Below are 23,154 nucleotides of genomic sequence, written 5' to 3' on the forward strand. Positions count from 1 at the left end.
GATGCAATCCGGGGCTTTCAAGTGGGGGCGCTCCCGGATTTCATCCGGGCTACGTTCTACGAATTCGAGGGCGCGATGAAGCCGGTAGATGCTAGGCTCCCTAGGTTTCGACAAGCGGAGTTGCCTATTGGCAATGAGCATTGGCGGAACCCAGGGCAACAACGCAGATGCCGGTTTCAGTGCGCCCGATTTTAGTGCCTGAAGTGGCGCATGCCGGTGAACACCATGGCGATACCGGCTTCGTCGGCAGCGGCGATCACTTCGTTGTCACGCATCGAACCGCCTGGCTGGATCACCGCGGTGATGCCGGCCTTGGCGGCGTTGTCGATACCGTCGCGGAACGGGAAGAAGGCGTCCGAGGCCATGACTGCGCCGGGTACCGGCAGGCCGGCATGCTCGGCCTTGATCGCGGCGATGCGCGCGGAGTTGACGCGGCTCATCTGGCCGGCGCCGACGCCGACGGTCTGGCGGTTCTTGGCGTAGACGATGGCGTTGGATTTGACGAACTTGGCCACTTTCCAGGCGAAGATCAGGTCATGGATCTCCTGCTCGCTCGGCGCGCGCTGGGTGACGATCTTCAGGTCTTCGGCCTTGATCATGCCGATGTCGCGGCTCTGTACCAGCAGGCCGCCGTTGACGCGCTTGAAGTCCCAGCCTGCAGCACGTTCGGCTGGCCACTGGCCGCACTCGAGCAGGCGCACATTGGCTTTGGCGGCGACCACTTCACGGGCGGCGGCGCTGATGCTCGGGGCGATGATCACTTCGACGAACTGACGCTCGACGATGGCCTTGGCGGTCTCAGCGTCCAGCTCGCGGTTGAAGGCGATGATGCCGCCGAAGGCAGATTCGGTGTCGGTGGCGTAGGCCAGGTCGTAGGCCTTGCGGATGCCGCCTTCGTCTTCCGGTACCACGGCGACGCCGCAGGGGTTGGCGTGCTTGACGATGACGCAGGCCGGCTTGACGAAGCTCTTCACGCATTCAAGCGCCGCGTCGGTGTCGGCGACGTTGTTGAACGACAGTTCCTTGCCCTGCAGCTGCACGGCGGTGGACACGCTGGCCTCGCCTTTCTTCGCCTCGACGTAGAACGCCGCGCTCTGGTGCGGGTTCTCGCCGTAGCGCATTTCCTGCGCCTTGATGAACTGGCTGTTGAAGGTGCGCGGGAAGGCGCCGCGGCCTTCGGTGGACAGGGTGCCCGCTGCCTGGTCGATGGTGCCCAGATAGTTGGCGATCATGCCGTCGTAGGCCGCGGTGTGCTCGAAGGCCTTCAGCGCCAGGTCGAAGCGCTGGGCGTAGGTCAGGCCGCCGGCTTTCAGGGCTTCGACGATACCGGCGTAGTCACTGGTGTTGACCACGATGGCCACGTCTTTGTGGTTCTTCGCGGCAGAGCGCACCATGGTCGGGCCGCCAATATCGATGTTCTCGATGGCGTCGGCCAGGTCACAGTCAGGTTTGGCCACGGTGGCTTCGAAGGGGTACAGGTTGACCGCCACCAGGTCGATTGGCTTGATGCCGTGCTCGTCCATCACCGCGCCGTCGATGGCACGGCGGCCGAGGATGCCACCGTGAATCTTCGGGTGCAGGGTCTTCACGCGGCCGTCCATCATCTCCGGGAAGCCGGTGTAGTCGGCGACTTCGACCGCGGCCACGCCGTTGTCCTTGAGCAGCTTGTAGGTGCCGCCGGTGGAGAGAATCTCGACACCGAGGGCAGCCAGTTCGCGGGCGAACTCGAGGATGCCGGTCTTGTCGGAAACGCTGATCAGCGCGCGGCGGACGGGAAGGCGGGTGGTCTGGTCGGTCATTTCAGCATCCATCAGAGCGGGAATATCAGCAAAAAAGGCGGCTCATGTGGGCCGCCCTTTTCGGGAGTTCAGGTTTACAGCAGGTCGTACTGCTTGAGCTTCTTGCGCAGGGTGCCACGGTTCAGGCCGAGCAGCTCGGAAGCCTTGGTCTGGTTGCCCTTCACGTAGTTCATGACGCTTTCCAGCAGCGGGGCTTCCACTTCGGTCAGCACCAGGTTGTACACGTCGGTGACGTCAGCGCCCTCAAGATGGGCGAAATAGTTGTGCAGCGCCTTCTCTACGGCGCCACGCAGGGTCTGACCCTCCTCGCTCGGCGTGTTCAGGTGCTGTTTCAGGCTGGTGTTGTCACTCACGGGTGCAATTCCACTCACTAAGGTCTCAGTCATCAACGTCATGCGGCCACCTCGTTTCCATCGTTGTGCCGTTCGTGGAAGAACTCACGAACGTGGGCGCACTGGGCGTCCGTACTGTCCAGACGGTTGAATTGGGCGCGAAACTCCCTGGCGCCCGGCAGGGTTGCCAGATACCAGCCGACATGCTTGCGGGCAATGCGTACGCCCATCAAATCGCCATAGAAGGCGTGCAGTGCGGCCAGGTGCTCTAGCAGAATGTGTTCCACCTCGATCAGTGCGGGAGCCGGCAGATTTTCGCCGGTGCGCAGGTAGTGCTCGATCTCGCGGAAGATCCACGGCCGCCCTTGGGCGGCGCGGCCGATCAGCAGGGCATCGGCGCCCGTGGCGTCGAGCACGGCCTTGGCCTTGCGTGGGGAATCGATGTCGCCATTGGCGAACACCGGAATCGATATCGCCTGTTTGATGGCGGCGATGGTGTCGTACTCGGCTTCGCCGGTATAAAGGTCGGCGCGGGTGCGGCCATGTACGGAAAGTGCGGCAATTCCGGCGTCTTCGGCGATTTTCGCGACGGTAACGCCGTTCTTGTTCTGCCGATCCCAGCCGGTGCGAATCTTCAGGGTGACCGGTACGTCGACCGCGTTCACCACCGCATGAAGAATCTCGCGTACCAGCGACTCGTCGCGCAGCAGGGCAGAGCCGGCAGCCTTGTTGCAGACCTTCTTGGCCGGGCAGCCCATGTTGATGTCGATGATCTGCGCGCCCAGCTCGACGTTCTTGCGCGCCGCATCGGCCATCATCTGCGGGTCGCCCCCGGCGATCTGCACCGAGCGTGGCTCGGGATCACCTGCATGCAGCAGGCGCAGGCTGGATTTGCGGCTATTCCACAGGCGCACATCGCTGGTGACCATCTCCGACACCACCAGGCCGGCGCCAAGGCGGCGGCACAGTTGGCGGAACGGGCGATCGGTGACGCCGGCCATAGGGGCCAGAATCAACCGATTGGGCAATGTGTAAGGGCCAATACGTGGGGCCGACATGGGGCGTCCCTGCTTGTTGGTTCGCAGTTGAGACAAAGGGCGATCAACACCAGGCCTCCACTGTGTCCTCAGGGGAAACGATGGTGGGTCGGTGCTCGCGAAAGGGTGGGCATGATACCCGCTCTGGATGACCGGATAAAGGTCGTTTTGAACAAATTCTGAACAGCTATGGGCTTATCGCCAGTAGTTAGATGGACGGCCTGCAACCACGGGTCGCGGCCTCTCCAGGCTACTCGGGGGAGTGGAAGCTGAGGCTGTAGTTCACCGCGCGGGGGCCTGGGTCGAGGATGTCCAGGGAGATGTGGATCGGCGTCTGCGGCGGCATTTCGCTTTGCCCGGCCAGCTCGCCAGCCAGGTACTCGCTGGGCTTGAAGCGGCGGCTGGCGATCAGTTGGCCACCAAGGTCAGCGAAGCGCATTTCCAGCAGCGGGAAGGGCTGGGCGAAGGGCGCGCGGTTGTAGAGGATGGCGTCGACGATCAGTGCGCCGGAGAACTCCGGATGGCTGCGCACCACCAGATTGCTGCTGCGGATCTGGCTGATATCGACCTTCGATGGCAGTTCGCAACCGATGCTCGGGCACAGCTGCTCGAACCAGGGACGATAACGATCCTGGCGGGCCAGCTCGTCGAAATTGTAAGCGGCGTACTGTGCCAGCAGTCCGCCGGCTGCGAGCAGGTTGAGCAGGCCCCAGCCGAACCAGCGTCCCCAGGGGGTGGCTGGTGCTGGGCTCCAGTCTAGTTGCAGCGGTTCGTCGTCCAGTTCGAACAGGCGCGTCTCACGCAGGTTCGGTTCGCTACGAGAGCTTTTGACGGCCTCGCGATCACCCTGGCGTTCAGGTTCCTGATCATCTTCGTCGTCCTGCTCGGGAGTCAGGTTGCCGAGATGTGGCTCGCCCGGTTCATCGAGATCGTCGCCGATGGACAGTGCCTGAGTCGCTGCCGGCGCGGTTGTGGGGGCGAGGTCGACATGGGGAGCAGGCGTTTGCGCGGTGTTGCTGTCGTCGCTCGGTTGCAGCTCGAAACTGCGGCGTTTGGCCGGCTCGTCGCGCAGCAGGGCTTCTGCCCATGCCTCGTCGTGCGTTTCGTCATCGGCAGGCAGGGCGTTGTTGTCGAAGTGCTCGGCTGGGTGCGGGGCACGTTCCAGGGCGAGGAACTGCTGTGACAGCTGTTGCTCCTGCTCCTCCAGCCTGGCCAGTTCCTCGTCCAGGTCGAGGCTATCCAGATCGAGGTCGTCGTGAATCCACAGGGTGTCGTCGGCGGGCTTGGCTGCCGGCTTTGCGCTGGGCGACGGCGTGAGGGCTGATGTGGGCGCGGCTTTGACCACGGCTGGGCGATTGGCGGCGGCTGCGCCGAACAGTTGTTCAGCGGCATTGAACACGTGCAGGCAAGCCCCGCAGCGCACGGCGCCATGCGCAGCAGCCAGTTGCGCCTGGCTGACGCGGAAGCTGGTGCGGCAATGGGGGCACTGGGTGACGTGGTTTTCGCTCATGCGCGGTTCCGGAAAATCCAAGCGGCTAGTCTAGCGTAACGGCTGCGCTGGGTTCAGCGCTTGATACCGCTGATACGAACCCAGCCGTCCTTGATGGCTGTCGGGTCGAGTTCGAAGGCATCGGCATAGGCTGCGCGTACCTCATCGGCCTGCTCGGCGAGAATGCCGGACAGCGCCAGGCGTCCACCGCCTTTGACCAGTGCGGTGATCTGAGGTGCCAGGGAAACCAGCGGGCCAGCGAGAATGTTGGCGACGACCACGTCAGCCGGCTGTTGCGGCAGGTCGGCCGGCAGGTAAACCGGAAAGCGTGCCGGGTCGATGCCATTGCGCGAGGCATTGTCGCGCGAGGCTTCCAGGGCTTGCGGGTCGATATCGGTACCGACTGCTCGCGGGGCGCCGAGCAGCAGCGCGGCGATGGCGAGGATGCCGGAGCCACAACCGAAGTCGATCACGCTGCAGTCGTTCAGTGTCTGGCCGTCGAGCCATTCCAGACACAGCGCGGTGGTTGGGTGGGTGCCGGTGCCGAAGGCCAGGCCCGGATCGAGCAGCAGGTTGACCGCGTCCGGTTGCGGCGCGGCGTGCCAGCTCGGAACGATCCACAGGCGTTGGCCGAAGCGCATCGGCTGGAAGTTGTCCATCCAGCTGCGCTCCCAGTTCTGATCTTCGATGCGTTCGATCTGGTGCTCTGGCAGGGCACCGTCACAGAGCAGTTGCAGGTGGGCGATCAGCGCGGTTTCGTCGGTATCGGCTTCGAACAGGGCGAGCAGATGGGTGTTCGACCACAGCGGCGTGGTGCCCAGATCCGGTTCGAAGATCGGTTGATCTTCGGCATCCATGAAGGTCACCGATACGGCGCCCACTTCCAGCAGGGCATCTTCGTAGGTTTCCGCCTGCTCGGGAGTGATGGCGAGACGGACTTGTAACCAGGGCATGGAAAACCTCATGAACGGTGCGCGGGGCGTTTGGCCGCGCAGCTTACTTGAACGGATGGCCGACCGGCCAGTTCGGCTATCGGCCGGAAACGACAAGGGCCACCCGAAGGCAGCCCCTGTCATACGTCAAGCACTGACTCAGTGCTTATCCATACCCAGTTTCTTTTCCAGGTAATGGATATTCACGCCACCTTTGACGAAACCCTTGTCGCGGGTCAGGTCGCGGTGCAGTGGGACGTTGGTCTTGATGCCGTCGACCACGATCTCGTCCAGAGCATTGCGCATGCGGGCCATGGCCTCGTCACGATCCTTGCCGAAGGTGATCAGCTTGCCGATCAGCGAGTCGTAGTGCGGCGGGACGCTGTAGCCGCTGTACAGGTGCGAGTCGACGCGAACGCCATTGCCGCCCGGAGCATGGAAGTGCTTGACCTTGCCTGGGCTGGGCATGAAGTTGTCCGGGTCTTCGGCGTTGATCCGGCACTCCACGGAGTGGCCGAGGATCTTCACGTCTTCCTGCTTGATGGACAGCTTGTTGCCAGCGGCGATGCTGAGCATCTCCTTGAGGATGTCGATGCCGGTGACCATTTCGGTAACCGGGTGCTCCACCTGAACACGGGTGTTCATTTCGATGAAGTAGAAACGACCATCTTCGTAGAGGAACTCGAAGGTGCCGGCGCCGCGGTAGCCGATCTCGACGCAGGCATCGACGCAGCGCTTGAGCACTTCGGCGCGAGCCTTCTCGTCGATCAGTGGGGCCGGAGCCTCTTCGATCACCTTCTGGTGACGGCGCTGCAGCGAGCAGTCGCGGTCATATAGGTGAATCGCGTTGCCCTGGCCGTCGGACAGCACCTGGACTTCGACGTGGCGCGGGTTGCCGAGGAATTTTTCCAGATAGACCATCGGGTTGCCGAATGCGGCACCGGCTTCGGTGCGGGTCAGCTTGGCCGACTTGATCAGGTCTTCTTCCTTGTACACCACGCGCATGCCGCGACCACCGCCGCCGCCTGCGGCCTTGATGATCACCGGGTAGCCGACTTCACGGGCGATGCGCAGGGCTTCTTCCTCATCTTCCGGCAGCGGGCCGGAGGAGCCAGGCACCACCGGTACGCCGGACTTGATCATGGCGTCCTTGGCAGACACCTTGTCGCCCATCAGGCGAATGGTGTCGGCTTTCGGGCCGATGAAGGCGAAGCCGGAGTTCTCCACCTGTTCGGCGAAGTCGGCGTTCTCGGCCAGGAAGCCGTAGCCCGGGTGAATGGCGGTGGCGCCAGTCAGTTCGGCGGCGCTGATGATGGCCGGGATGTTCAGGTACGACAGCGAGCCAGGGGCCGGGCCAATGCAGACGCATTCGTCGGCCAGGCCCAGGTGCATCAGCTCACGGTCGGCGGTGGAGTGTACGGCCACCGTCTTGATGCCCAGTTCCTTGCAGGCGCGCAGAATGCGCAGGGCGATTTCGCCACGGTTGGCGATCAGGACTTTTTCCAGCTTCTGCATTGCAGGCTCCCCGGGCATCAAACGATGGTGAACAGGGGTTGGTCGTACTCAACCGGCTGGCCGTTTTCCACGAGGATCGATTCGATCACGCCGCTGGCTTCGGCTTCGATGTGGTTCATCATCTTCATCGCTTCGACGATGCACAGGATGTCGCCTTTCTTCACAGTCTGGCCGACTTCGACGAAGTTGGCCGAGGTCGGCGAGGCGGCGCGGTAGAAAGTACCAACCATCGGCGAGCGGGCCACGGCGCCGTTCAGTTTCGGCGCGGCTGGAGCAGCTTCAGCGCTCGGGGCTGCGGCGGCAACCGGAGCGGCAGCAGGGGCCGGTGCCGGAGCGTAGATCGGTTGTGCAGCGTAAGCCGGTTGCTTGCTGTGACGGCTGATGCGTACGGACTCTTCGCCCTCTTTGATCTCCAGCTCGTCGATACCGGATTCTTCCAGCAGCTCGATCAGTTTCTTGACTTTACGGATATCCATAGCGGTTCCACTCCCGGTGAGGTCAGGGTCGTTTAGCTTCAAGTTGTTCTAGCGCGGCTTCCAAAGCCAGGCGGTAGCCGCTGGCGCCGAGGCCGCAGATCACTCCTACCGCAACGTCGGAGAAGTAGGAGTGATGGCGAAAAGGTTCACGCTTGTGCACGTTGGAGAGGTGCACTTCGATGAATGGGATGCTCACTGCCAGCAATGCGTCACGTAATGCGACGCTGGTATGGGTAAAAGCGGCAGGATTGATCAGGATAAAGTCGACGCCTTCGCCTTTTGCGGCGTGAATGCGGTCGATCAACTCGTACTCGGCATTGCTCTGCAGGTACATCAGGTGATGGCCTGCCTCGCGCGCCTGCTGTTCCAGGTTCTGGTTGATTTCGGCGAGGGTGGTGGCGCCGTACTTGTCGGGCTCACGGGTGCCCAGCAGGTTGAGATTGGGGCCGTGCAGCACCAATAGAGTGGCCATGGTCGCATTCCTTGTTGTTCGAGCTGCGCCGGACTATGCCGCAGCTCGTCGATGTCAGCAATAGTCGACACGATGCCTGCCGTTTGTGGCAAGAATATGACTATGTTGTCGGTTTTGGTCGCTACCGACGGGGGGCGGCCTGATCGAGTCGTGTCGAGAAGGCGGCAGCACCGATCTCGCCTACGACACGCAGATCGTTCAATTCGTCACCGTTACCGGCGAACAGCTGGATGGCCGGTGGGCCGAAGAGGTTGTAACGATCCAGCAGAGCACGCTGGGCGGCGTTGCTTTCGGTGATGTCGAAACGGATCAGGCGCCAGCCACCGAGCTTGCTGCCTACCTCGGCATTGCCGAACACTTCGCGCTCGATGACTTTGCAACTGATGCACCAGTCGGCGTACCAGTCCAGCAGCAGCGGTTGATTGGCGGCCTTGGCTTCGGCCAGGGCAGCGTCCAGTTCGGCTGGGCTGCTCAGCGTTTGCCAGGCGCCGCTCTTGCTGCTGGCGGCACTGCCGGTGGCTGCGCTCGCAAGCTGAGCCAGGGGGCGCAGCGGATCGCTTGCGCCCTGCAGCGCGCCGAAGCCGGCGGCCAGCGCATAGACCAGCAGCGCCAGGCCTGCGATCTGGCCGAGTTTCTGCCGATGCGTCTTCGGGCCGAATTCCAGCGCACCGAGGAACACTGCCACGCCACCGGCCAGCAATCCCCACAGGGCCAGGCTCAGGCTGCCGGGCAGTACGCGTTCGAGCAACCATACCGACACCGCCAACAGCAGCACGCCGAAAGCGTTGCGCACGGTGACCATCCAGGTGCCGCTCTTCGGCAGCAAGGCACCGCCGCCAACGGCGAACAGCACCAGTGGTGTACCCATGCCGAGGCCCAGAGCCAGCAACTTGAGGCCGCCCCCCAAGGCATCGCCGCTGGCGCTGATATAGAGCAGGGCGCCGGCCAGTGGTGCCGAAACGCAGGGGCTGACCAGCAGGCTGGAGAGTACGCCAAGCAGGGCCGCATTGAGGTGCGAGCCACCATGGGTCTTGCCGGCCAGGCGATCCAGCGGTTCGCTGATCAGACGTGGCAGGCGCAGCTCGAACAGGCCGAACATGGCCAGGGCGAATACCGTGAAGAAGGCGGCGAAAGGCACCAGAATCCAGGGCGACTGCAGGCGCGCCTGCAGGTTGAGACCGGCACCGAACAAGCCCATCAGGGTACCGAGGATGGCGAAGCAGGCCGCCATTGGCAGCACGTAGGCCAGCGACAGGGTCAGGCCACGCATGCCGCCGAACTGACCGCGCAGCACCACGCCGGACAGTATCGGCAGCATCGGTAGCACGCAGGGCGTGAAGGTCAGGGCCAGGCCGCCAAGGAAGAACAGCATCAGTTCTTTCCAGTTCCAGGCCGCTGCTGCGGTCGCTACGGTCGTCAGTGCACCGCCGGAGGTGGCGGCCGGCATGTCACCGATCTCGATGAACTCGGTTTCCGGTGGGTAGCACAGACCCTTGTCGGCGCAGCCCTGGTAGCCGACCTGCAGGCGCAGCGGGCGGTTGCCCGGGTTGTCCAGCGGCAGGCGAATGTCCAGTACGCCGTAGTACACCTCGACATCGCCGAAGAACTCATCGTGCTTGGCTTCACCGGCAGGCAGCTCGGCCTCGTTGGGTACGAGGTCGGTCGGCTCGACACTGAAATTGAAACGATGGCGATAGAGGTAGTAGCCCTCGGCTGCGACGAAACGCAGGGTCACGGCCTTGGCGTCGCTGCTCACCAGGCTCAGCTTGAAGGCTTCACGCACCGGCAGGAAGTCACTGCTGTTGTTCAGCGGCGCGCCAATGGGGGAGGCCGCCGGGCGGTCGAACAGATTGGCGCTGGCCGGCAGGCTCAGGCAAAGCAGCAAGAAGGGAAGCAGCAGACGGCGCAGTGACATCGGGGCGACTATCTCGGCGAAAAGGTGGCGGCATGATAGCTGAAAGCGCCCATGCACATTTCGTCAGCTTGGTCGGGCTGTCGATTTTCCGGGATGGACGGCCCTTGGAGGAAAAGGCATGGAGCGAGTTCCCTGCGGCGCCAGGCCTGCGCGGCTATGCCGCAGGTTCAGACTCGGAACGCCTGTACCGCGCTGTGCAGTTGCGAGCCGAGTTGCAACAACTGCTCGCCCTGAGCGCGGCCTTGGCCGATGCGCTGCAGGTTCTCGTCGCCGAGTTGATGGATGCGTTCGCCATGCTCGCGAATCTCGCTGACGGCATCGCTTTGCTGGGCGGTAGCCTCGGCGATGCGTGCAGACATGTTGGCGATGGTGCGAATCGCCGTGACGATCTCGTCCAGGGCGCCATCGGCCGCTTCGGCTTTGCCGGCAGTTGCTTCGGCATGTTCGACCTGGGCGCGCATCGCCTGCACGGACTGATGTGCGGCCTGCTGCAGGCGGCCGATGGCATTCTGGATTTCCGCCGTGGCATTGCCGGTGCGTTGTGACAGTGAACGCACTTCATCGGCTACCACGGCGAAGCCTCGGCCGGCCTCGCCAGCCCGGGCTGCCTCGATGGCGGCATTGAGCGCAAGCAGATTGGTCTGTTCGGCGATACCTCGAATCACCGTGAGCACGCCGCCGATGGTGGCGGTCTCGTCGGCCAGGCGTTCGATGGCCTGGGCATTGTCCTGTACCTCGCCGACCAGCGCATGCAGTCCTTCCAGGCTCTGGCCGATGACTTGCTGGCCTTGCTCCAGGGCGCGATCGGCATCGCGGCTGGCGTCTGCGCTCTGGCTGGCATCCTGAGCCACCTGGCCGATGGTGGCCTCCAGCTCGCCCAGTGCATCGCGTATCAGTGCAGTATCGCCAGCCTGGCGTTCGGCGCCGGCATGTAGGCCGGTACTGAGTTCGGCCAATGTGCGGCTGGAGCCGGCGACCTGTTCGGCATGGCCGCGAATACTGGCGACCAGCTCGACCAGATAGCGACGCAGGTGGTTGAGCGAGTCCTCGATATCGCGCAGCTCGCGGGTGCGGGAGTTGATCGTGATCGGTGCGGCGAAGTCGCCACTGGCCCAGTTCGATAGTGCGGGAACCAGGTTGCCCAACACCTGCGACAGGCGCCGCTGGATGCGGTCGATGACCAGCGCAATCAACAGAATCAGGCCGATCATCAGGCCTTGAATCAGTCGCACCTCACTCTGGATGCGGGCGTATTCGCCTTTGACCACTGGCTCCAGTTCGGCCAACGCCTGTTGCAGTTGTGCCACGCGCTGGCCAGTGGTCACGGCCAGTTGCTGGCGTTGCTCGACCAGCTCATGGGTGCGTTGCAGCTCGCCCGGATAGCGGCGAACCAGCGTATTCAGTTCGCGCTTGAGGTCGATACCGCGATCCTGGGCCTGCTGATCCTGCTGCGTTGAGTCCAGCCCGAGCATGGCGGCGAAACCGAGGTCGGCGGTGCTGTCGTCCTGCTGCACGCCGAGCAAGGGTAGGCTGTCGAGGGTTTCCACCAGTTGCGTGAGCGTCTTCAGTTCGCGCTCGACGTCGCCAAGCAATTCCGGGCGACCCTGACTGATGAAGCGTTCCCGCGCATGGGCCAGGCGCAGCAGGCGCGAGCCGGCGTCGAGCAGCGGCTTGCGATAGCGTGCAGCCAGCTCGCCGGTGGCGTTGTCGGCGTATTGGGTCAGTTGTTCGAGGGTCGCGAGCATTTCCCGTTCGGCCTGTAGCAGCAGCCCCTGAGGATCGCCAGCCAGCTTGCCGGCGGCCAGCAGCTGAGTGGCACTGAAATCGCGCAGCTGTTCCAGGCTTGGGCGCAGTTCGCCGGCCAGTTGCTGCGGCAGTGCGTCGAGGGCTTGCTCGAAGGCGTCGATGGCCTTGCTGGCCGCGCTGTGTTGCACGGCATTGCCGTTGGCGAGGTAGGCCTGGATGTTGTCGGCGACGTCATGCTGGAACTGCTGCGACAGTGCGAGGTAACGCTCCATCAACTGTACCGGCTGTTGCAGAGCGCGCTGCGACCACCACAAGGTCGCTGCCAGGGCGATACAAACGGTGACCAGCAGCAGGGTATTGAGGTTGGTGAGCAGCTTGAGACGCATGGCAGGCTCGATCGACGACTGAACGATGCGCTCGAGGTTATTGCGTTTCGGTTACAGCCTGATGACGCAGTGAGCTGCGTCACATTCCTCCTGGGTAGCGATCAGTCGCCGCAGTACAGCTCCACCCGGTTGCGACCGCCGTTCTTGGCCTTGTACAGCGCCTCGTCGGCATGCTTGGACAGCGCGTTGCCGTCCAGGCCTGGTTGCAGCATGGCGATACCGCAACTGAAGGTGCAGGACAGATCCTGCGGTTGGGCCGGGTAGTGGATCTCGGCGAAGCGCTGACGAATCTCTTCCAGCACCTTGAGCGCGGATTGTTCGTCGGTGTCCGGCAACACCACGGCAAACTCCTCACCACCGTAACGGCCGATGTGATCGGTCTTGCGCAGGCGTTGCTTGAGAAATAGCGCCAGGCTCTTGATCACCCGGTCACCCATGGGGTGGCCATAGGTGTCGTTGACCTTCTTGAAATGGTCGATGTCGAGCATGGCGAAAGCCAGCGGCTGCTCTTCGCGGCGCGCCCGGTAGCAGGCGTCGTCAAGCAGTTGCAGGGTGTGGGTGTGGTTGTACAGGCCGGTGAGGCTGTCACGCACCATGCGCGCCTTGAGGTTGCGCGCACGGGCTGCGCGGTTGCGCACGGTGGCGATCAGATGGCGCGGTTTGATCGGTTTGGTGAGGAAGTCATCGCCGCCTTCGCTCATGGCATCGAGCTGCTTGTCGAGGTCGTCCTCGGCCGACAGATAGATGATCGGTACGCTGACGTAGCGGTCGTTGTGGCGGATCACCTTGGCCAGCTCGGCGCCGTTGCACTCTGGCATGTACATGTCGAGGATGATCAGATCCGGCTGGAACTCGGCCAGCGCGTCCATCGCCTTGATCGGCTCGGTCAGGGTGTGGGTGAGGATGCCGGCGCTGTTGAGTACACGCTCGGTGTGCGTGGCCTGGGCCTTGGAGTCGTCGACGATCAGCACCTTGTACGGGTCGTATTGGGCGACGTGGGTCAGCACCTCGATGCGTTCGAGCAGGCTGGAGGCGTCCAGTGATCCGGTGAAGAATTCCTGGCCGCCCGCGCGCACCGCGGCAAGGCGGGTCGGGGTATCGGTGTCGCAATGACTGAAGAACAGCAGGGGAATCTTCTGCTCCAGCCCTTGTTGTACCGATTCGGCCAGCTCCAGGCCGGCCCCGGCGAAGTCGACATCCATGACGATGGCAGCCGGGTGGCGTTCGGCGATGGCGGCGCGGAATGCCTGGGCATCGTCCAGAGATTGAGCCGCCAGGCCGAAAAACTCCAGCTGCTGGGCCAGGCGCTCGGCGCGCTGGGTATCCTGCAGGGCCAGGTAGACCGGTTTGCGCAGCGGCGGCAGGAACGTCTGCTCGAAGGCATCGCTGTGGCGCAGGCCGGTACGCGAAAGGCGTTGCATGGCCTGATTGAGTCGGGAGATCAGGGTACTGTTGAGACGCCCGCGATTCTCCACAACGTCGTCGAGGCTGGCACCAATGTTTTGCGCCAGTTGCGCGTGCTCGATCTGCTCGAAACGCTCGGCATAACGCAGCAGGCGCAGGTTGGCCTCGGTCAGTTCGGCCATACCGGCGTCATTCCATTCGCTGCGTTGCAGGCGTTGCCAGACTTCCAGCACCTGGCGCGCCTGATGAATCACGCGCTGAGCGAAGTGATGCTTGAGGCGATCGCGACTGGGATCCAGGTGCTCGGTCATGGGCCGACTTCTATAGGTGGTTAAGTCAGTGGTGGCTTGATGCTATCACTTGCTGGTGGCGCTGGCATTGCCGTCGATCAATTGACGTCGGTATTTCTGTCGAATAGGCGACAGAAATGTAGTTTTCCCGTACCAACGGTAAGTTTGCCCCCGTGCTCTGCGTTTTGCTGCAGGCTTGCCTTATAGTGCGGAATAGGTCGCAACCCGTTGGCCGGGTTGTGGTCGAACACTCGAATTCGCTTAAAAAAGGACACTGCCATGCTGGACTGGAAGAATCGTGCGACGAACTCGCAAGGCAGCACCGAGAAGGCCGCAGGAGGTAGCCGCAGTGGCGGTAGCCTGATCGCTCGTGCACTGGGCGGCTTGATCGGTGTCTATCTGCTGATCGCTCTGGTGGTCGGTTGGTACTGGAGTCAGGAGCCGGCCTCGTTCCAGGTTCAACAGCACGCCCAGAGCGCAGCGCAGCAAGCGCAGCGGCAGATGGTGACCGGTTATACCACCGTGGAAACCCTCAAGCAGGTCGCCAGTACGCTGCTGGACAAGCCCGGTGGCTACCTGTCCAACGACCTCGCCCCACCCGGCCTTTGGCTGGACAACATGCCGAGCTGGGAATACGGCGTGCTGGTGCAGGTACGTGACCTGTCTCGCGCACTGCGCAAAGATTTCGCCCGTTCGCAGTCGCAGTCCACCGAGGATCCGGATCTGGCCAAGGCCGAGCCGCGTTTTCACTTCGACAACAAGAGCTGGGCATTGCCGGCTTCCGAGTCCGAGTACCGCGAGGGCATCAAGTCGCTGGATCGCTACCTGGCTCGTCTGGCCGATCCGAGCCAGCAGAATGCACAGTTCTATACCCGTGCCGATAACCTCAACAACTGGCTCGGTGACGCGGGCACGCGCCTGGGTTCGCTGTCGCAACGCCTGTCGGCCAGTGTTGGTCAAGTACGCCTGAGCACCAGCCTGGAGGTAGGCAACGACGCCCAGGAGTCCGGGGTGGTGAGCGAGGGCGGTGTTTACGAGACGCCATGGCTGCAGATCGACAACGTGTTCTATGAAGCACGCGGTCAGGCCTGGGCGCTGGCTCACTTGCTGCGTGCCATCGAAGTGGACTTCGCCGATGTGCTGGCGAAGAAGAACGCCACCGTCAGCGTGCGTCAGATCATCCGCGAGCTGGAGGCGGCCCAGGCCACCCTGTGGAGCCCGATGATCCTCAACGGCAGCGGCTACGGCATTCTCGCCAACCACTCGCTGGTGATGGCCAACTACATCTCGCGTGCCAACGCGGGCCTGATCGACCTGCGCCAACTGCTGAGCCAGGGTTGATGGCGGCGATCTCGGCGGCAGAGGCGGCGCATCGCGCTGCCTCCGATAACGAGCGGGTCGCCTGGGTCGATGAGAACGATCAGCCGCTGGGTGGCGTCTCCCGGGCCGAGTTGCGCGAGCGGCGTCTGATCGGTCGCGGTACCTATATTCTTCTGTTCAACTCGGCCGGGCTGCTGTGCGTACACCGACGAACCCTGAGCAAGGCGCTGTATCCCGGTTATTGGGACGTGGCGGCGGGCGGCATGGTGCTGGAAGGCGAGGGTTACGCACTGTCGGCCCAGCGTGAGTTGGCCGAAGAGTTGGGCATCGTCGATGCGGCGCTGGTCGAGCATGCCCACTTTCTCTATGACGCTCCCGAAAGCCGCCTATGGTGCATGGCCTATTCGGCGGTGTCCGATGCGCCGTTGGTGTTGCAGCCGGAGGAGGTGCTGGAGGCGCGCTTCATCAGCATCGAACAGGCGCTGGCGGAAACCCACCGCCTGCCGTATTGCCCGGATTCATTGGCGGCACTGGAGCGTTATCTGGCTGCAATGTCGTAGGGGGCGCTGTGCGCACCGAAGCTCCGTCTCAGATGTAAAGGCGGTGCGCACGGCGCCCCCCTACGGTGTAGGGCATTGCGAGCATGCTGTGTCCGATAGCGAACAGCGTCGCCAAAGTGCCGCACAATGACGCAAATATAGACTTAGCAAGTCCAGCCTTTGCCGTTAAACTGCGCGGCCTTTTCGGCGGACGTCTGTCCGCTTGCGCTGCCCCTGCCTGAGTGGGGCTTCGCGGCTGAACCCGTTCAGCCAGTCGCTATCCTGACCCCTACGAGGACAAGCCGGTGGTCAAGAAAGCCTCTTCATTTGCCGCGTTGAGCGGTCTCGTCTATTCCACCGATGGCGGTCGTCATTGCCCGGATTGCAATCAGCCGGTGGATGCCTGCATCTGCAAACAGACGCGTATTCCCGACGGCGACGGCATCGCCCGCGTACGCCGCGAAACCAAGGGCCGTGGCGGCAAGACCGTCACCACCGTCAGCGGCGTGCCGCTGGCCGAAGAGCCGCTCAAGGAGTTGGCCAGTGCGCTGAAGAAGCGCTGCGGCACCGGTGGCGCGCTCAAGGATGGCGTGATCGAGATCCAGGGCGACCATGTCGATCTGTTGCTGGTCGAGCTGAGCAAACGCGGTTTTACCGCGAAGAAGTCCGGCGGCTGAAGCGTCCTTTTCTAAACTTCGATGACGCTCATACGGTCAATCGCCGAGCAAACGTCATATTGCTTCCTTAATTTTTAAACTGGCCGCCAGTATGGTCAGGCTTTTCTCATGGGAGAACCCGATGTCCGCACGACGCACCCGCAAAGACGACGGCAGTCAATGGACCGTAGCCGATAGCCGCAGTGTCTACGGCATTCGCCACTGGGGCGCCGGCTATTTTTCGATCAACGACGCCGGGCGTATCGAAGTGCGTCCCAACGGGCCGGAAAGCCAGCCTATCGACCTCTATCAGCAGGTCGACGAGCTGCGTCAGAGTGGCCTGTCGCTGCCGCTGCTGGTGCGCTTCCCGGACATTCTGCAAGATCGCGTGCGCCGCCTGACCGGGGCCTTCGACGCCAGTATCGAGCGCCTGGAATACCAGAGCCGTTACACCGCGCTGTACCCGATCAAGGTCAACCAGCAGGAGGCGGTGATCGAGAACATCATTGCCACGCAGAACGTCTCCATCGGCCTCGAAGCCGGCTCCAAACCCGAGCTGCTAGCCGTGCTGGCGCTGGCGCCGAAGGGCGGCACCATCGTCTGCAACGGTTACAAGGATCGCGAGTTCATTCGCCTGGCGCTGATGGGGCAGAAGCTTGGCCACAACGTATTCATCGTGATCGAGAAGGAATCGGAAGTCAGTCTGGTGATCGAGGAGGCGGCCGAGCTCAAGGTCGCGCCGCAGATCGGCCTGCGCGTGCGCCTGTCGTCGCTGGCATCCTCGAAGTGGGCCGACACCGGTGGCGAGAAGTCCAAGTTCGGTCTGTCCGCCGCGCAGATCCTCTCGGTGGTCGAGCGCTTCCGCGCGGCCGGGCTGGATCAGGGTATTCGCCTGCTGCACTTCCACATGGGTTCGCAGATCGCCAACATCGCCGATTACCGCAAGGGTTTCCGCGAGGCTATCCGATATTACGGCGAGCTGCGTGCCATGGGCCTGCCGGTCGATCACATCGACGTCGGCGGCGGCCTCGGCGTGGATTACGACGGTACCCATTCGCGCAATGCCAGCTCGATCAACTACGACATGCAGGACTACGCCGACGCCGTGGTCGACATGCTCAAGGAGTTCTGCGACCGCCAGGAAATCCCTCATCCGCATATCTTCTCCGAGAGCGGCCGAGCGATGACTGCGCACCACGCCGTGCTGCTGGTTCAGGTGACCGACGTCGAGCGCCACAACGACAAGGTTCCGGAGATCGACGCGAGCGTCGAACAGCCGGAAATCCTCCAGGTACTGATCGAGCTGCTGGACGACAGCGACCCGGAAATGGTCGCTGAAACCTACTGGCGCGCCACCCACTACATCGAAGAAGTGGCCGCGCAGTATTCGGCTGGCAAGCTGAGCCTGGCGCAGAAGGCACTGGCCGAGCAGTGCTACTTTGCCATCTGCCGTCGCCTGCACAATCAGCTCAAGGCCCGTCAGCGCTCGCACCGTGCGGTGCTCGACGAACTCAACGACAAGCTCGCCGACAAGTACATCTGCAACTTCTCGGTATTCCAGAGCCTGCCGGATACCTGGGCCATCGGCCAGATCCTGCCGATCCTGCCATTGTCGCGCCTGGACGAAGAACCGCTGCGCCGTGCCGTGCTGCAGGATCTGACCTGCGACTCCGACGGCAAGATCCGCCAGTACGTCGACGAGCAGTCGATCGAGACCAGCCTGCCGGTACACGAGATTCGCGAGGGCGAGGACTACGTGCTGGGCATTTTCCTGGTCGGTGCGTACCAGGAAATCCTCGGTGACATGCACAACCTGTTCGGCGACACCGACTCGGTGAACATTTACCAGTCCGCCGACGGCAGCGTGGTGCATGCCGGTATCGAGACCCACGACACTATCGAGGACATGCTGCGCTACGTGCACCTGTCCCCCGAGGAGCTGATGACCCACTACCGCGACAAGGTGGCCAGCGCCAAGATCAGCGCGCGTGAACGCACGCAGTTCCTCGATGCGCTGCGTCTGGGCCTGACTCGCTCGTCCTACCTGGCTCCCTGAGCATCCGCTAATCGCGATAGCCAGACGCCGAGACAGGTGCAATGCCTGTTCGGCGCTGGCGATGATGTCGCGCCAGCTGCAATCCACTGCCGCAAGTACGCCGCTACCTCCAATCCGAACCCTCAAGAGCAGCTATACCGGGATTTGTCTCGGTAACAGGGCGCGGTCGCCTTCCTGCCCGGCGTGCCTGGAATAGGTGGGTGATGCTGAATGTCATTGTCCTAGTCAGTTCGTAAGTTTTTGGCTCTATCGACTATGCCAGTCTCTGCCTAGAGTAGCGGCATCTTCGATGGAGAACGCCATGACCCCAACCACTGATTGCCGTTACGACTGGCTTAGCGACTCGCATGAGTTGCGCGCCTGCTTCCCGCTGATGCGTGTCTTGCGCCCGCATCTGAGCGACGCCGATGACTTCCTTCGGCGCCTACAGCGCCAGGCGGAGCAAGGCTATCGTCTGCTGGCGGCACGTGCTGGCGACGAGGTGTTGGGGCTCGCCGGCTGTCGCCTTCAGGAAAACCTGCTGCATGGGCGTTTTTTCTATGTCGATGACCTGATCACCCGCGAGGATCTGCGCAGTCAGGGCATCGGTGAGCAACTGCTGGCCGAGGTTCGCACAGAAGCATCGCGCCTCGGCTGCGCCAACCTCGTATTGGATACCGCATTGGGCAATGCACGTGGGCAGCGCTTCTACTACCGTCAGGGCTTGCTGGCCATTGGCATGCACTTTCGTGAGGAACTTTGAAATGCAGCGAATTCTGTTGTTGGAATGCGGTCCTTATGGGCAGCAGAGTCGCGGCAGTCGCCTGGCCCAGGAACTGGTCGAGCGTTTGCGTCAGCGCCATCCCCATGCGCAGCTCGTGGAGCGCGATCTGGCGAGCGAGCCTTTGCCTGCCTTGCACGCGGCCTATGCCGATGCGCTGGTTGCGCAGGCGTCAGGGGATGACCCGGCGTTGAGGCTGTCCGAGCAACTGATCGGTGAGCTGGAAAGCAGCGATTGCCTGGTGATAGCCACGCCGATGCACAATTTCACGGTGCCGGCAGCACTGAAGCTATGGATCGACTATGTGCTGCGCATTGGCCGCAGCTTTGCCGCTACCGAGGCGGGCAAGGTCGGCCTGCTGGCGGATCGGCCGACCTTCGTGGTGGTGAGTTCGGGCGGTTTCTACCGTGGCGAGCAGGCGCGCCAGCCGGACTTTCTCACGCCTTACCTGCGAAACGTGTTGAGCACCATCGGCATTCATGACCTGGAGTTCGTTCATCTCCAGGGCCTGGTTCGTGGCCAGGAGCACGCCGAGGCGATGCTGGCGCAGGCGCGTGAACAACTGGCGTTCAATCCCTATCTTGCCGCTCAAGGAGAGTATTCATGAGTACTTTGCGTCAACCCTATTACGAACTGTCCGCCGAAGCGATGCAGGGGCTGATCAGTACCAAGGCGGTGCTGGAGCGTGGCCCGCTGGGCAAGCGACTGGTCGAACTCGTCTATCTGCGCATTTCGCAGATCAATGGCTGTGCCTACTGTCTGGAGAAACACAGCCACTCCCTGCGTGAAGAGGGGGTGCCGCAGATCACGCTCGACAGCCTGGCCGGGTGGCGCGTGAGTCGTCACTTCGAACCGCGCGAAAGAGCGGCGCTGGCCTGGGCCGAGTCATTGAGCGATATCGCCAACAGCCACGCGGCGGACAGTGACTACCAGCCACTGGAGGCGCACTTCAGCGCCCGGGAAATTTCTGACCTGACCATCGCCGTGGCCTTGATGAGCGGGCTCAACCGCTTGGCCATTGGTATGCGCCTGTAACTGCTAGCCCGCTGCGATCACCCCATAACCGCGCGCCATCAGCGTGGCCAGCAGCGGGATTACCAGTAGCAGCAGAAGCTCCAGGCGGATGCTCCAGGTCACCAGTTTCACCTGCCGAGGGCTTGGTGTGGGTACCTGGCCGGCCCGCACGGCGTTGCGCCAGTTGAAGAATACGTAGGTCGGCAGAATCGACAGCAGTGCCGCCAGGATGAACAGCCCGACCTTGGCGTGGAACAGGCTGTTACCCATGTAGTAGGCAATGCCTTTGCCGAACCACAGCACCCGGGCTGCACCGGTCAGCAGCACCAGGCCGGCGCAGATGCCGTAGGCGATGTCGGTGATCATCAGGCTGCGCGCACGGCTGAGATCCAGCGGTGCTTTGAACAGTACGTGTTCGATGCTGAGCAGGGCGAACAGGGCGAAGATCGACAGGTAATGCAGGTAGGCGACGATAGCGGCGGTCATGATGATGCTCTCGGGTGTGGGCTCAGTCTGCCAGCTCGCTGCGGTTACGCCCGCCTTGCTTGGCTCGATAAAGTGCCTGATCGGCTCGTTTGAGCGCCGCGCCACTGCTTTCGCCGGGGGCGAGTAACGTGCAGCCGAGGCTGGCGGTCTGCTGCAGCTTTGCATGTTCGAGTTCGATCGGGTGTTCGGCAATTGCCAGACGAATGCGCTCGGCAATCTGCAGCAGCTCGGAGCTATCGTGCACCAGGGTGAGGATCACGAATTCCTCGCCGCCATTGCGTGTGACCACATCCTGAGGTCTGACAGCTGCGCTCATGCGCCGTGCGCTTTCCCACAGCACGTGATCACCGCCGTCGTGGCCATGCTGATCGTTGACCTTCTTGAAGTGATCCAGATCGCAGTAGATCAGCCCCAGGCGCAGGTTGTTGCGCTCGGCCGTCGCCTGTTCCAGTGGTAGAAAATGCAACAGGCCGGCGCGGTTCCACAGTTGCGTCAGCGGGTCGAGCATGCCTTTGCGCTGCTCACGGCTCAACTCATTGCGCAGCTCTTCAGCCTGCCGTGAGCTGTGCTGCAGATGCAGGTAGCCCTCGGTCAGGTAGGCCAGATCGCGTAGCTGACACTTCTCGCGCTCGCTCAATTGACGCGCCTCGGGGTCGGCCAGGCAAAGGGTGCCGAGGGGAATTCCGTCGGCGTCGTGCAGTGGCCAGCCGGCGTAGAAGCGGGCACCAGGGTTGCGCAGGGCCAGCTCGGTGCCGGCGAAGCGCACGTCCACGTGGCTGTCGTCGATGAACAGCGGTTCATCCTGTAGCACCGCATGCGAGCAATAGGACAGGCTGCGTGGCGTCTCGGCTACATCCAGTCCCTGGCGACTCTTGAACCACTGGCGATCACGGTCGACCAGGGTGATCAGTGCGGTTCTCACACCGAACAGATCGTGAGCCAGGCGGGTCAGGGCGTCCAGATAGGGATCGGCGGGGGTATCGAGTAGCTCCAGGCTGTCCAGTGCCTGTTGGCGCTGAGTTTCGTTAACGGGCAGCGGGACGCTGAGCATGGGCGATCTCTCCTGATACTGAAGGTGGGAACCACAGGTCGCGACGACTCAGTTTCCAAGCATAGCCAGCCAACACCAGGCTTCGCAGCCCCATGAAAGCGAGAAATGCCAACCACAACCCGTGGTTGCCCATGTCTTGCAGCATCCAGGCCAGCGGCAACGCCAGGATCAGGGCGATGAGCATGGCATCGCGCATCTCGCGGGCACGGGTGGCGCCGATGAACAGACCGTCGAGCAGGTAGCTCCATACGGCCAGCAATGGCAACACGGCCAGGTAGGGCAGGAAGCTCACCGCCAACTCGCGCACGTCGGCAATGTCGGTGAGCATGCTGACGAACCAGTGTCCGCCGAACAGGAAGAACAGCGCGAAACCGACGCTGGCCAGCAGCGACCAGGTGCCGGCGACCAGCAGCGAGCGGCGCAGCGCGTCGCGGTCGCGGGCGCCCAGGGCATGGCCACACAGCGCTTCCACCGCATGCGCCAGGCCATCCAGGGCGTAGGCGGCAAGAGTCAGGCCATTGAGCAGCAGGGCATTGGCGGCCACCGTGGCATCGCCCAGGCGCGTGCCTTGTACGGTGATCAGAAAGAACACCAGTTGCAGCGCCAGGGTGCGGATGAAGATGTCGCGGTTGACCATCAGCAGCGGTCGCCAATTGCTCCAGCGTTTTAGCGCGCGCGGATCGAGCTGACCCGGGTGCTTGCGCAAGGCATAACGGGTCAGCCACAGGCCGAGCAGGGCACCGCTCCATTCGGCGATCACTGCGGCCCAGGCCACGCCGGTCACGCCCCATTCGAAACCGAAGACGAACAGCAAATCGAGGCTGACGTTGATCAGGTTGATGGTCAGCAGCATGGCCAGCGGGCCGCGTGCGCTTTGCGTGCCCAGCAACCAGCCGATCAGGGCGTAGCTGGCCAGGGTCGCCGGCAGGCCAAACAGGCGGATCTGGAAGAACTCGCGAGCCAGGCTGTCCAGTTCGGCCGAGGGCTGCATCAGGCTCAGCGCGGCACCGCTGAGCGGCAGGGCAAGCAGGCCGAGCAGCAACGCCAGCAGCACGCCGAGGCTCAGGCCTTGCAACAGAACCTGGCGCAGCGCGCCACCGTCGCCACGTCCGGCGGCCTGCGCGGCGAAACCGGTGCTGCCCATGCGTAGAAAACCCATGGCCCAGGTCAGCAACGTATAGAGGCTGCCGCCCACCGCCACTGCGGCCAGTTGATGGGCATGCGGCAAATGGCCGACCACGGCGGTATCGACCAGCGCCACCATCGGTACCGACAGGTTGGAGAGGATCATCGGTGCAGCCAGCGCCCAGACCTTCCTCTGGGTCGGCGTGTGGCGCCAGGCTTCGAACAGGGCGTGCATGCGAGGCTTCCACTCCAGCAAATCGCCGATTATAGGCACGTGACGGAGTGTGCGCAGCTTGGCGGAATTCGTCGCTTCGTCTCGTCTGCGCTTTGGTGTCTCGGCTATAGTATCGGCCT

21 protein-coding genes are annotated in these 23,154 nt (G+C 63.0%); 7 read left to right on the forward strand and 14 right to left on the reverse strand.

What is annotated here, in order from left to right; all coding sequences use genetic code 11:
• Window positions 1-191: 191 nt before the first annotated feature.
• From purH to C7A17_RS14860, 11 genes are all read right to left on the reverse strand, one after another.
• On the reverse strand, window positions 192-1,799 hold the full coding sequence (gene purH / locus C7A17_RS14810; protein WP_106738726.1) for a bifunctional phosphoribosylaminoimidazolecarboxamide formyltransferase/IMP cyclohydrolase: 1,608 nt from the start codon (window positions 1,797-1,799) through the stop codon (window positions 192-194).
• Window positions 1,800-1,873: 74 nt separating this feature from the next.
• Window positions 1,874-2,194 carry a DNA-binding transcriptional regulator Fis gene (gene fis / locus C7A17_RS14815; RefSeq protein ID WP_106738727.1) on the reverse strand — a complete coding sequence of 107 codons (321 nt, stop codon included), beginning with the start codon at window positions 2,192-2,194 and terminating at the stop codon, window positions 1,874-1,876.
• The gene (gene dusB, locus C7A17_RS14820) at window positions 2,191-3,189 is read right to left on the reverse strand and encodes a tRNA dihydrouridine synthase DusB (RefSeq protein ID WP_106738728.1); all 999 of its coding nucleotides are present in this window, start codon (window positions 3,187-3,189) and stop codon (window positions 2,191-2,193) included. The genes fis and dusB overlap by 4 nt, the downstream gene beginning before the upstream one ends.
• Before the next feature lie 229 nt (window positions 3,190-3,418).
• The gene (locus C7A17_RS14825) at window positions 3,419-4,678 is read right to left on the reverse strand and encodes a DUF3426 domain-containing protein (protein ID WP_106738729.1); all 1,260 of its coding nucleotides are present in this window, start codon (window positions 4,676-4,678) and stop codon (window positions 3,419-3,421) included.
• Between the two features lie 53 nt (window positions 4,679-4,731).
• On the reverse strand, window positions 4,732-5,610 hold the full coding sequence (gene prmA / locus C7A17_RS14830) for a 50S ribosomal protein L11 methyltransferase (RefSeq protein WP_106738730.1): 879 nt from the start codon (window positions 5,608-5,610) through the stop codon (window positions 4,732-4,734).
• Between the two features lie 138 nt (window positions 5,611-5,748).
• The gene (accC, locus tag C7A17_RS14835) at window positions 5,749-7,104 is read right to left on the reverse strand and encodes an acetyl-CoA carboxylase biotin carboxylase subunit (RefSeq protein ID WP_106738731.1); all 1,356 of its coding nucleotides are present in this window, start codon (window positions 7,102-7,104) and stop codon (window positions 5,749-5,751) included.
• A gap of 17 nt (window positions 7,105-7,121) precedes the next feature.
• Window positions 7,122-7,580 carry an acetyl-CoA carboxylase biotin carboxyl carrier protein gene (gene accB, locus C7A17_RS14840; RefSeq protein ID WP_106738732.1) on the reverse strand — a complete coding sequence of 153 codons (459 nt, stop codon included), beginning with the start codon at window positions 7,578-7,580 and terminating at the stop codon, window positions 7,122-7,124.
• A gap of 22 nt (window positions 7,581-7,602) precedes the next feature.
• Entirely contained in the window at window positions 7,603-8,052 is a 450-nt protein-coding gene (aroQ, locus tag C7A17_RS14845; RefSeq protein ID WP_106738733.1) for a type II 3-dehydroquinate dehydratase, read from the reverse strand.
• Between the two features lie 121 nt (window positions 8,053-8,173).
• Window positions 8,174-9,967: a protein-disulfide reductase DsbD gene (gene dsbD, locus C7A17_RS14850; RefSeq protein ID WP_106738734.1), complete on the reverse strand. Its 1,794-nt coding sequence runs from the start codon at window positions 9,965-9,967 to the stop codon at window positions 8,174-8,176.
• A gap of 167 nt (window positions 9,968-10,134) precedes the next feature.
• Complete coding sequence (locus C7A17_RS14855) at window positions 10,135-12,099, reverse strand: methyl-accepting chemotaxis protein (RefSeq protein WP_106738735.1); 1,965 nt, start codon at window positions 12,097-12,099, stop codon at window positions 10,135-10,137.
• A 101-nt stretch (window positions 12,100-12,200) separates the two neighbouring features.
• On the reverse strand, window positions 12,201-13,814 hold the full coding sequence (locus C7A17_RS14860) for a response regulator (protein WP_106738736.1): 1,614 nt from the start codon (window positions 13,812-13,814) through the stop codon (window positions 12,201-12,203).
• Window positions 13,815-14,072: 258 nt separating this feature from the next.
• Here C7A17_RS14860 and C7A17_RS14865 point away from each other — a divergent pair, with 258 nt between their 5' ends.
• The 7 genes from C7A17_RS14865 to C7A17_RS14895 all read left to right on the forward strand — a co-directional run bounded on the left by C7A17_RS14865 (window position 14,073) and on the right by C7A17_RS14895 (window position 20,159).
• Window positions 14,073-15,134 carry a DUF2333 family protein gene (locus C7A17_RS14865; RefSeq protein ID WP_106738737.1) on the forward strand — a complete coding sequence of 354 codons (1,062 nt, stop codon included), beginning with the start codon at window positions 14,073-14,075 and terminating at the stop codon, window positions 15,132-15,134.
• The gene (locus C7A17_RS14870) at window positions 15,134-15,673 is read left to right on the forward strand and encodes an NUDIX hydrolase (RefSeq protein ID WP_106738738.1); all 540 of its coding nucleotides are present in this window, start codon (window positions 15,134-15,136) and stop codon (window positions 15,671-15,673) included. The genes C7A17_RS14865 and C7A17_RS14870 overlap by 1 nt, the downstream gene beginning before the upstream one ends.
• A gap of 284 nt (window positions 15,674-15,957) precedes the next feature.
• Window positions 15,958-16,329, forward strand: coding sequence for a translation initiation factor Sui1 (locus tag C7A17_RS14875; protein WP_106738739.1), 372 nt, complete (start codon window positions 15,958-15,960; stop codon window positions 16,327-16,329).
• Window positions 16,330-16,450: 121 nt separating this feature from the next.
• A complete protein-coding gene (speA, locus tag C7A17_RS14880) occupies window positions 16,451-18,364 on the forward strand; it encodes an arginine decarboxylase (RefSeq protein ID WP_106738740.1) in 1,914 nt (637 codons plus the stop codon).
• Between the two features lie 301 nt (window positions 18,365-18,665).
• Window positions 18,666-19,106 carry a GNAT family N-acetyltransferase gene (locus C7A17_RS14885; protein WP_106738741.1) on the forward strand — a complete coding sequence of 147 codons (441 nt, stop codon included), beginning with the start codon at window positions 18,666-18,668 and terminating at the stop codon, window positions 19,104-19,106.
• Window position 19,107: 1 nt separating this feature from the next.
• Entirely contained in the window at window positions 19,108-19,731 is a 624-nt protein-coding gene (locus C7A17_RS14890) for an FMN-dependent NADH-azoreductase (protein WP_106738742.1), read from the forward strand.
• The gene (locus tag C7A17_RS14895; RefSeq protein WP_106738743.1) at window positions 19,728-20,159 is read left to right on the forward strand and encodes a carboxymuconolactone decarboxylase family protein; all 432 of its coding nucleotides are present in this window, start codon (window positions 19,728-19,730) and stop codon (window positions 20,157-20,159) included. The genes C7A17_RS14890 and C7A17_RS14895 overlap by 4 nt, the downstream gene beginning before the upstream one ends.
• A gap of 3 nt (window positions 20,160-20,162) precedes the next feature.
• On the opposite strand, the gene C7A17_RS14900 is transcribed toward C7A17_RS14895, so the two are convergent.
• Genes C7A17_RS14900 through C7A17_RS14910 form a run of 3 tightly spaced genes read right to left on the reverse strand, consistent with a single transcriptional unit; the run spans window position 20,163 to window position 23,035 of the window.
• Window positions 20,163-20,624 carry a DUF2214 family protein gene (locus C7A17_RS14900; protein ID WP_106738744.1) on the reverse strand — a complete coding sequence of 154 codons (462 nt, stop codon included), beginning with the start codon at window positions 20,622-20,624 and terminating at the stop codon, window positions 20,163-20,165.
• 22 nt (window positions 20,625-20,646) lie between these two features.
• Window positions 20,647-21,675, reverse strand: coding sequence for a sensor domain-containing diguanylate cyclase (locus tag C7A17_RS14905; RefSeq protein WP_106738745.1), 1,029 nt, complete (start codon window positions 21,673-21,675; stop codon window positions 20,647-20,649).
• On the reverse strand, window positions 21,650-23,035 hold the full coding sequence (locus C7A17_RS14910) for an MATE family efflux transporter (protein ID WP_106738746.1): 1,386 nt from the start codon (window positions 23,033-23,035) through the stop codon (window positions 21,650-21,652). The genes C7A17_RS14905 and C7A17_RS14910 overlap by 26 nt, the downstream gene beginning before the upstream one ends.
• Between the last annotated feature and the right edge of the window lie 119 nt (window positions 23,036-23,154).

It is taken from the genome of Pseudomonas mendocina, from assembly GCF_003008615.1.
Taxonomy (GTDB): Bacteria; Pseudomonadota; Gammaproteobacteria; order Pseudomonadales; family Pseudomonadaceae; genus Aquipseudomonas; species Aquipseudomonas mendocina_C.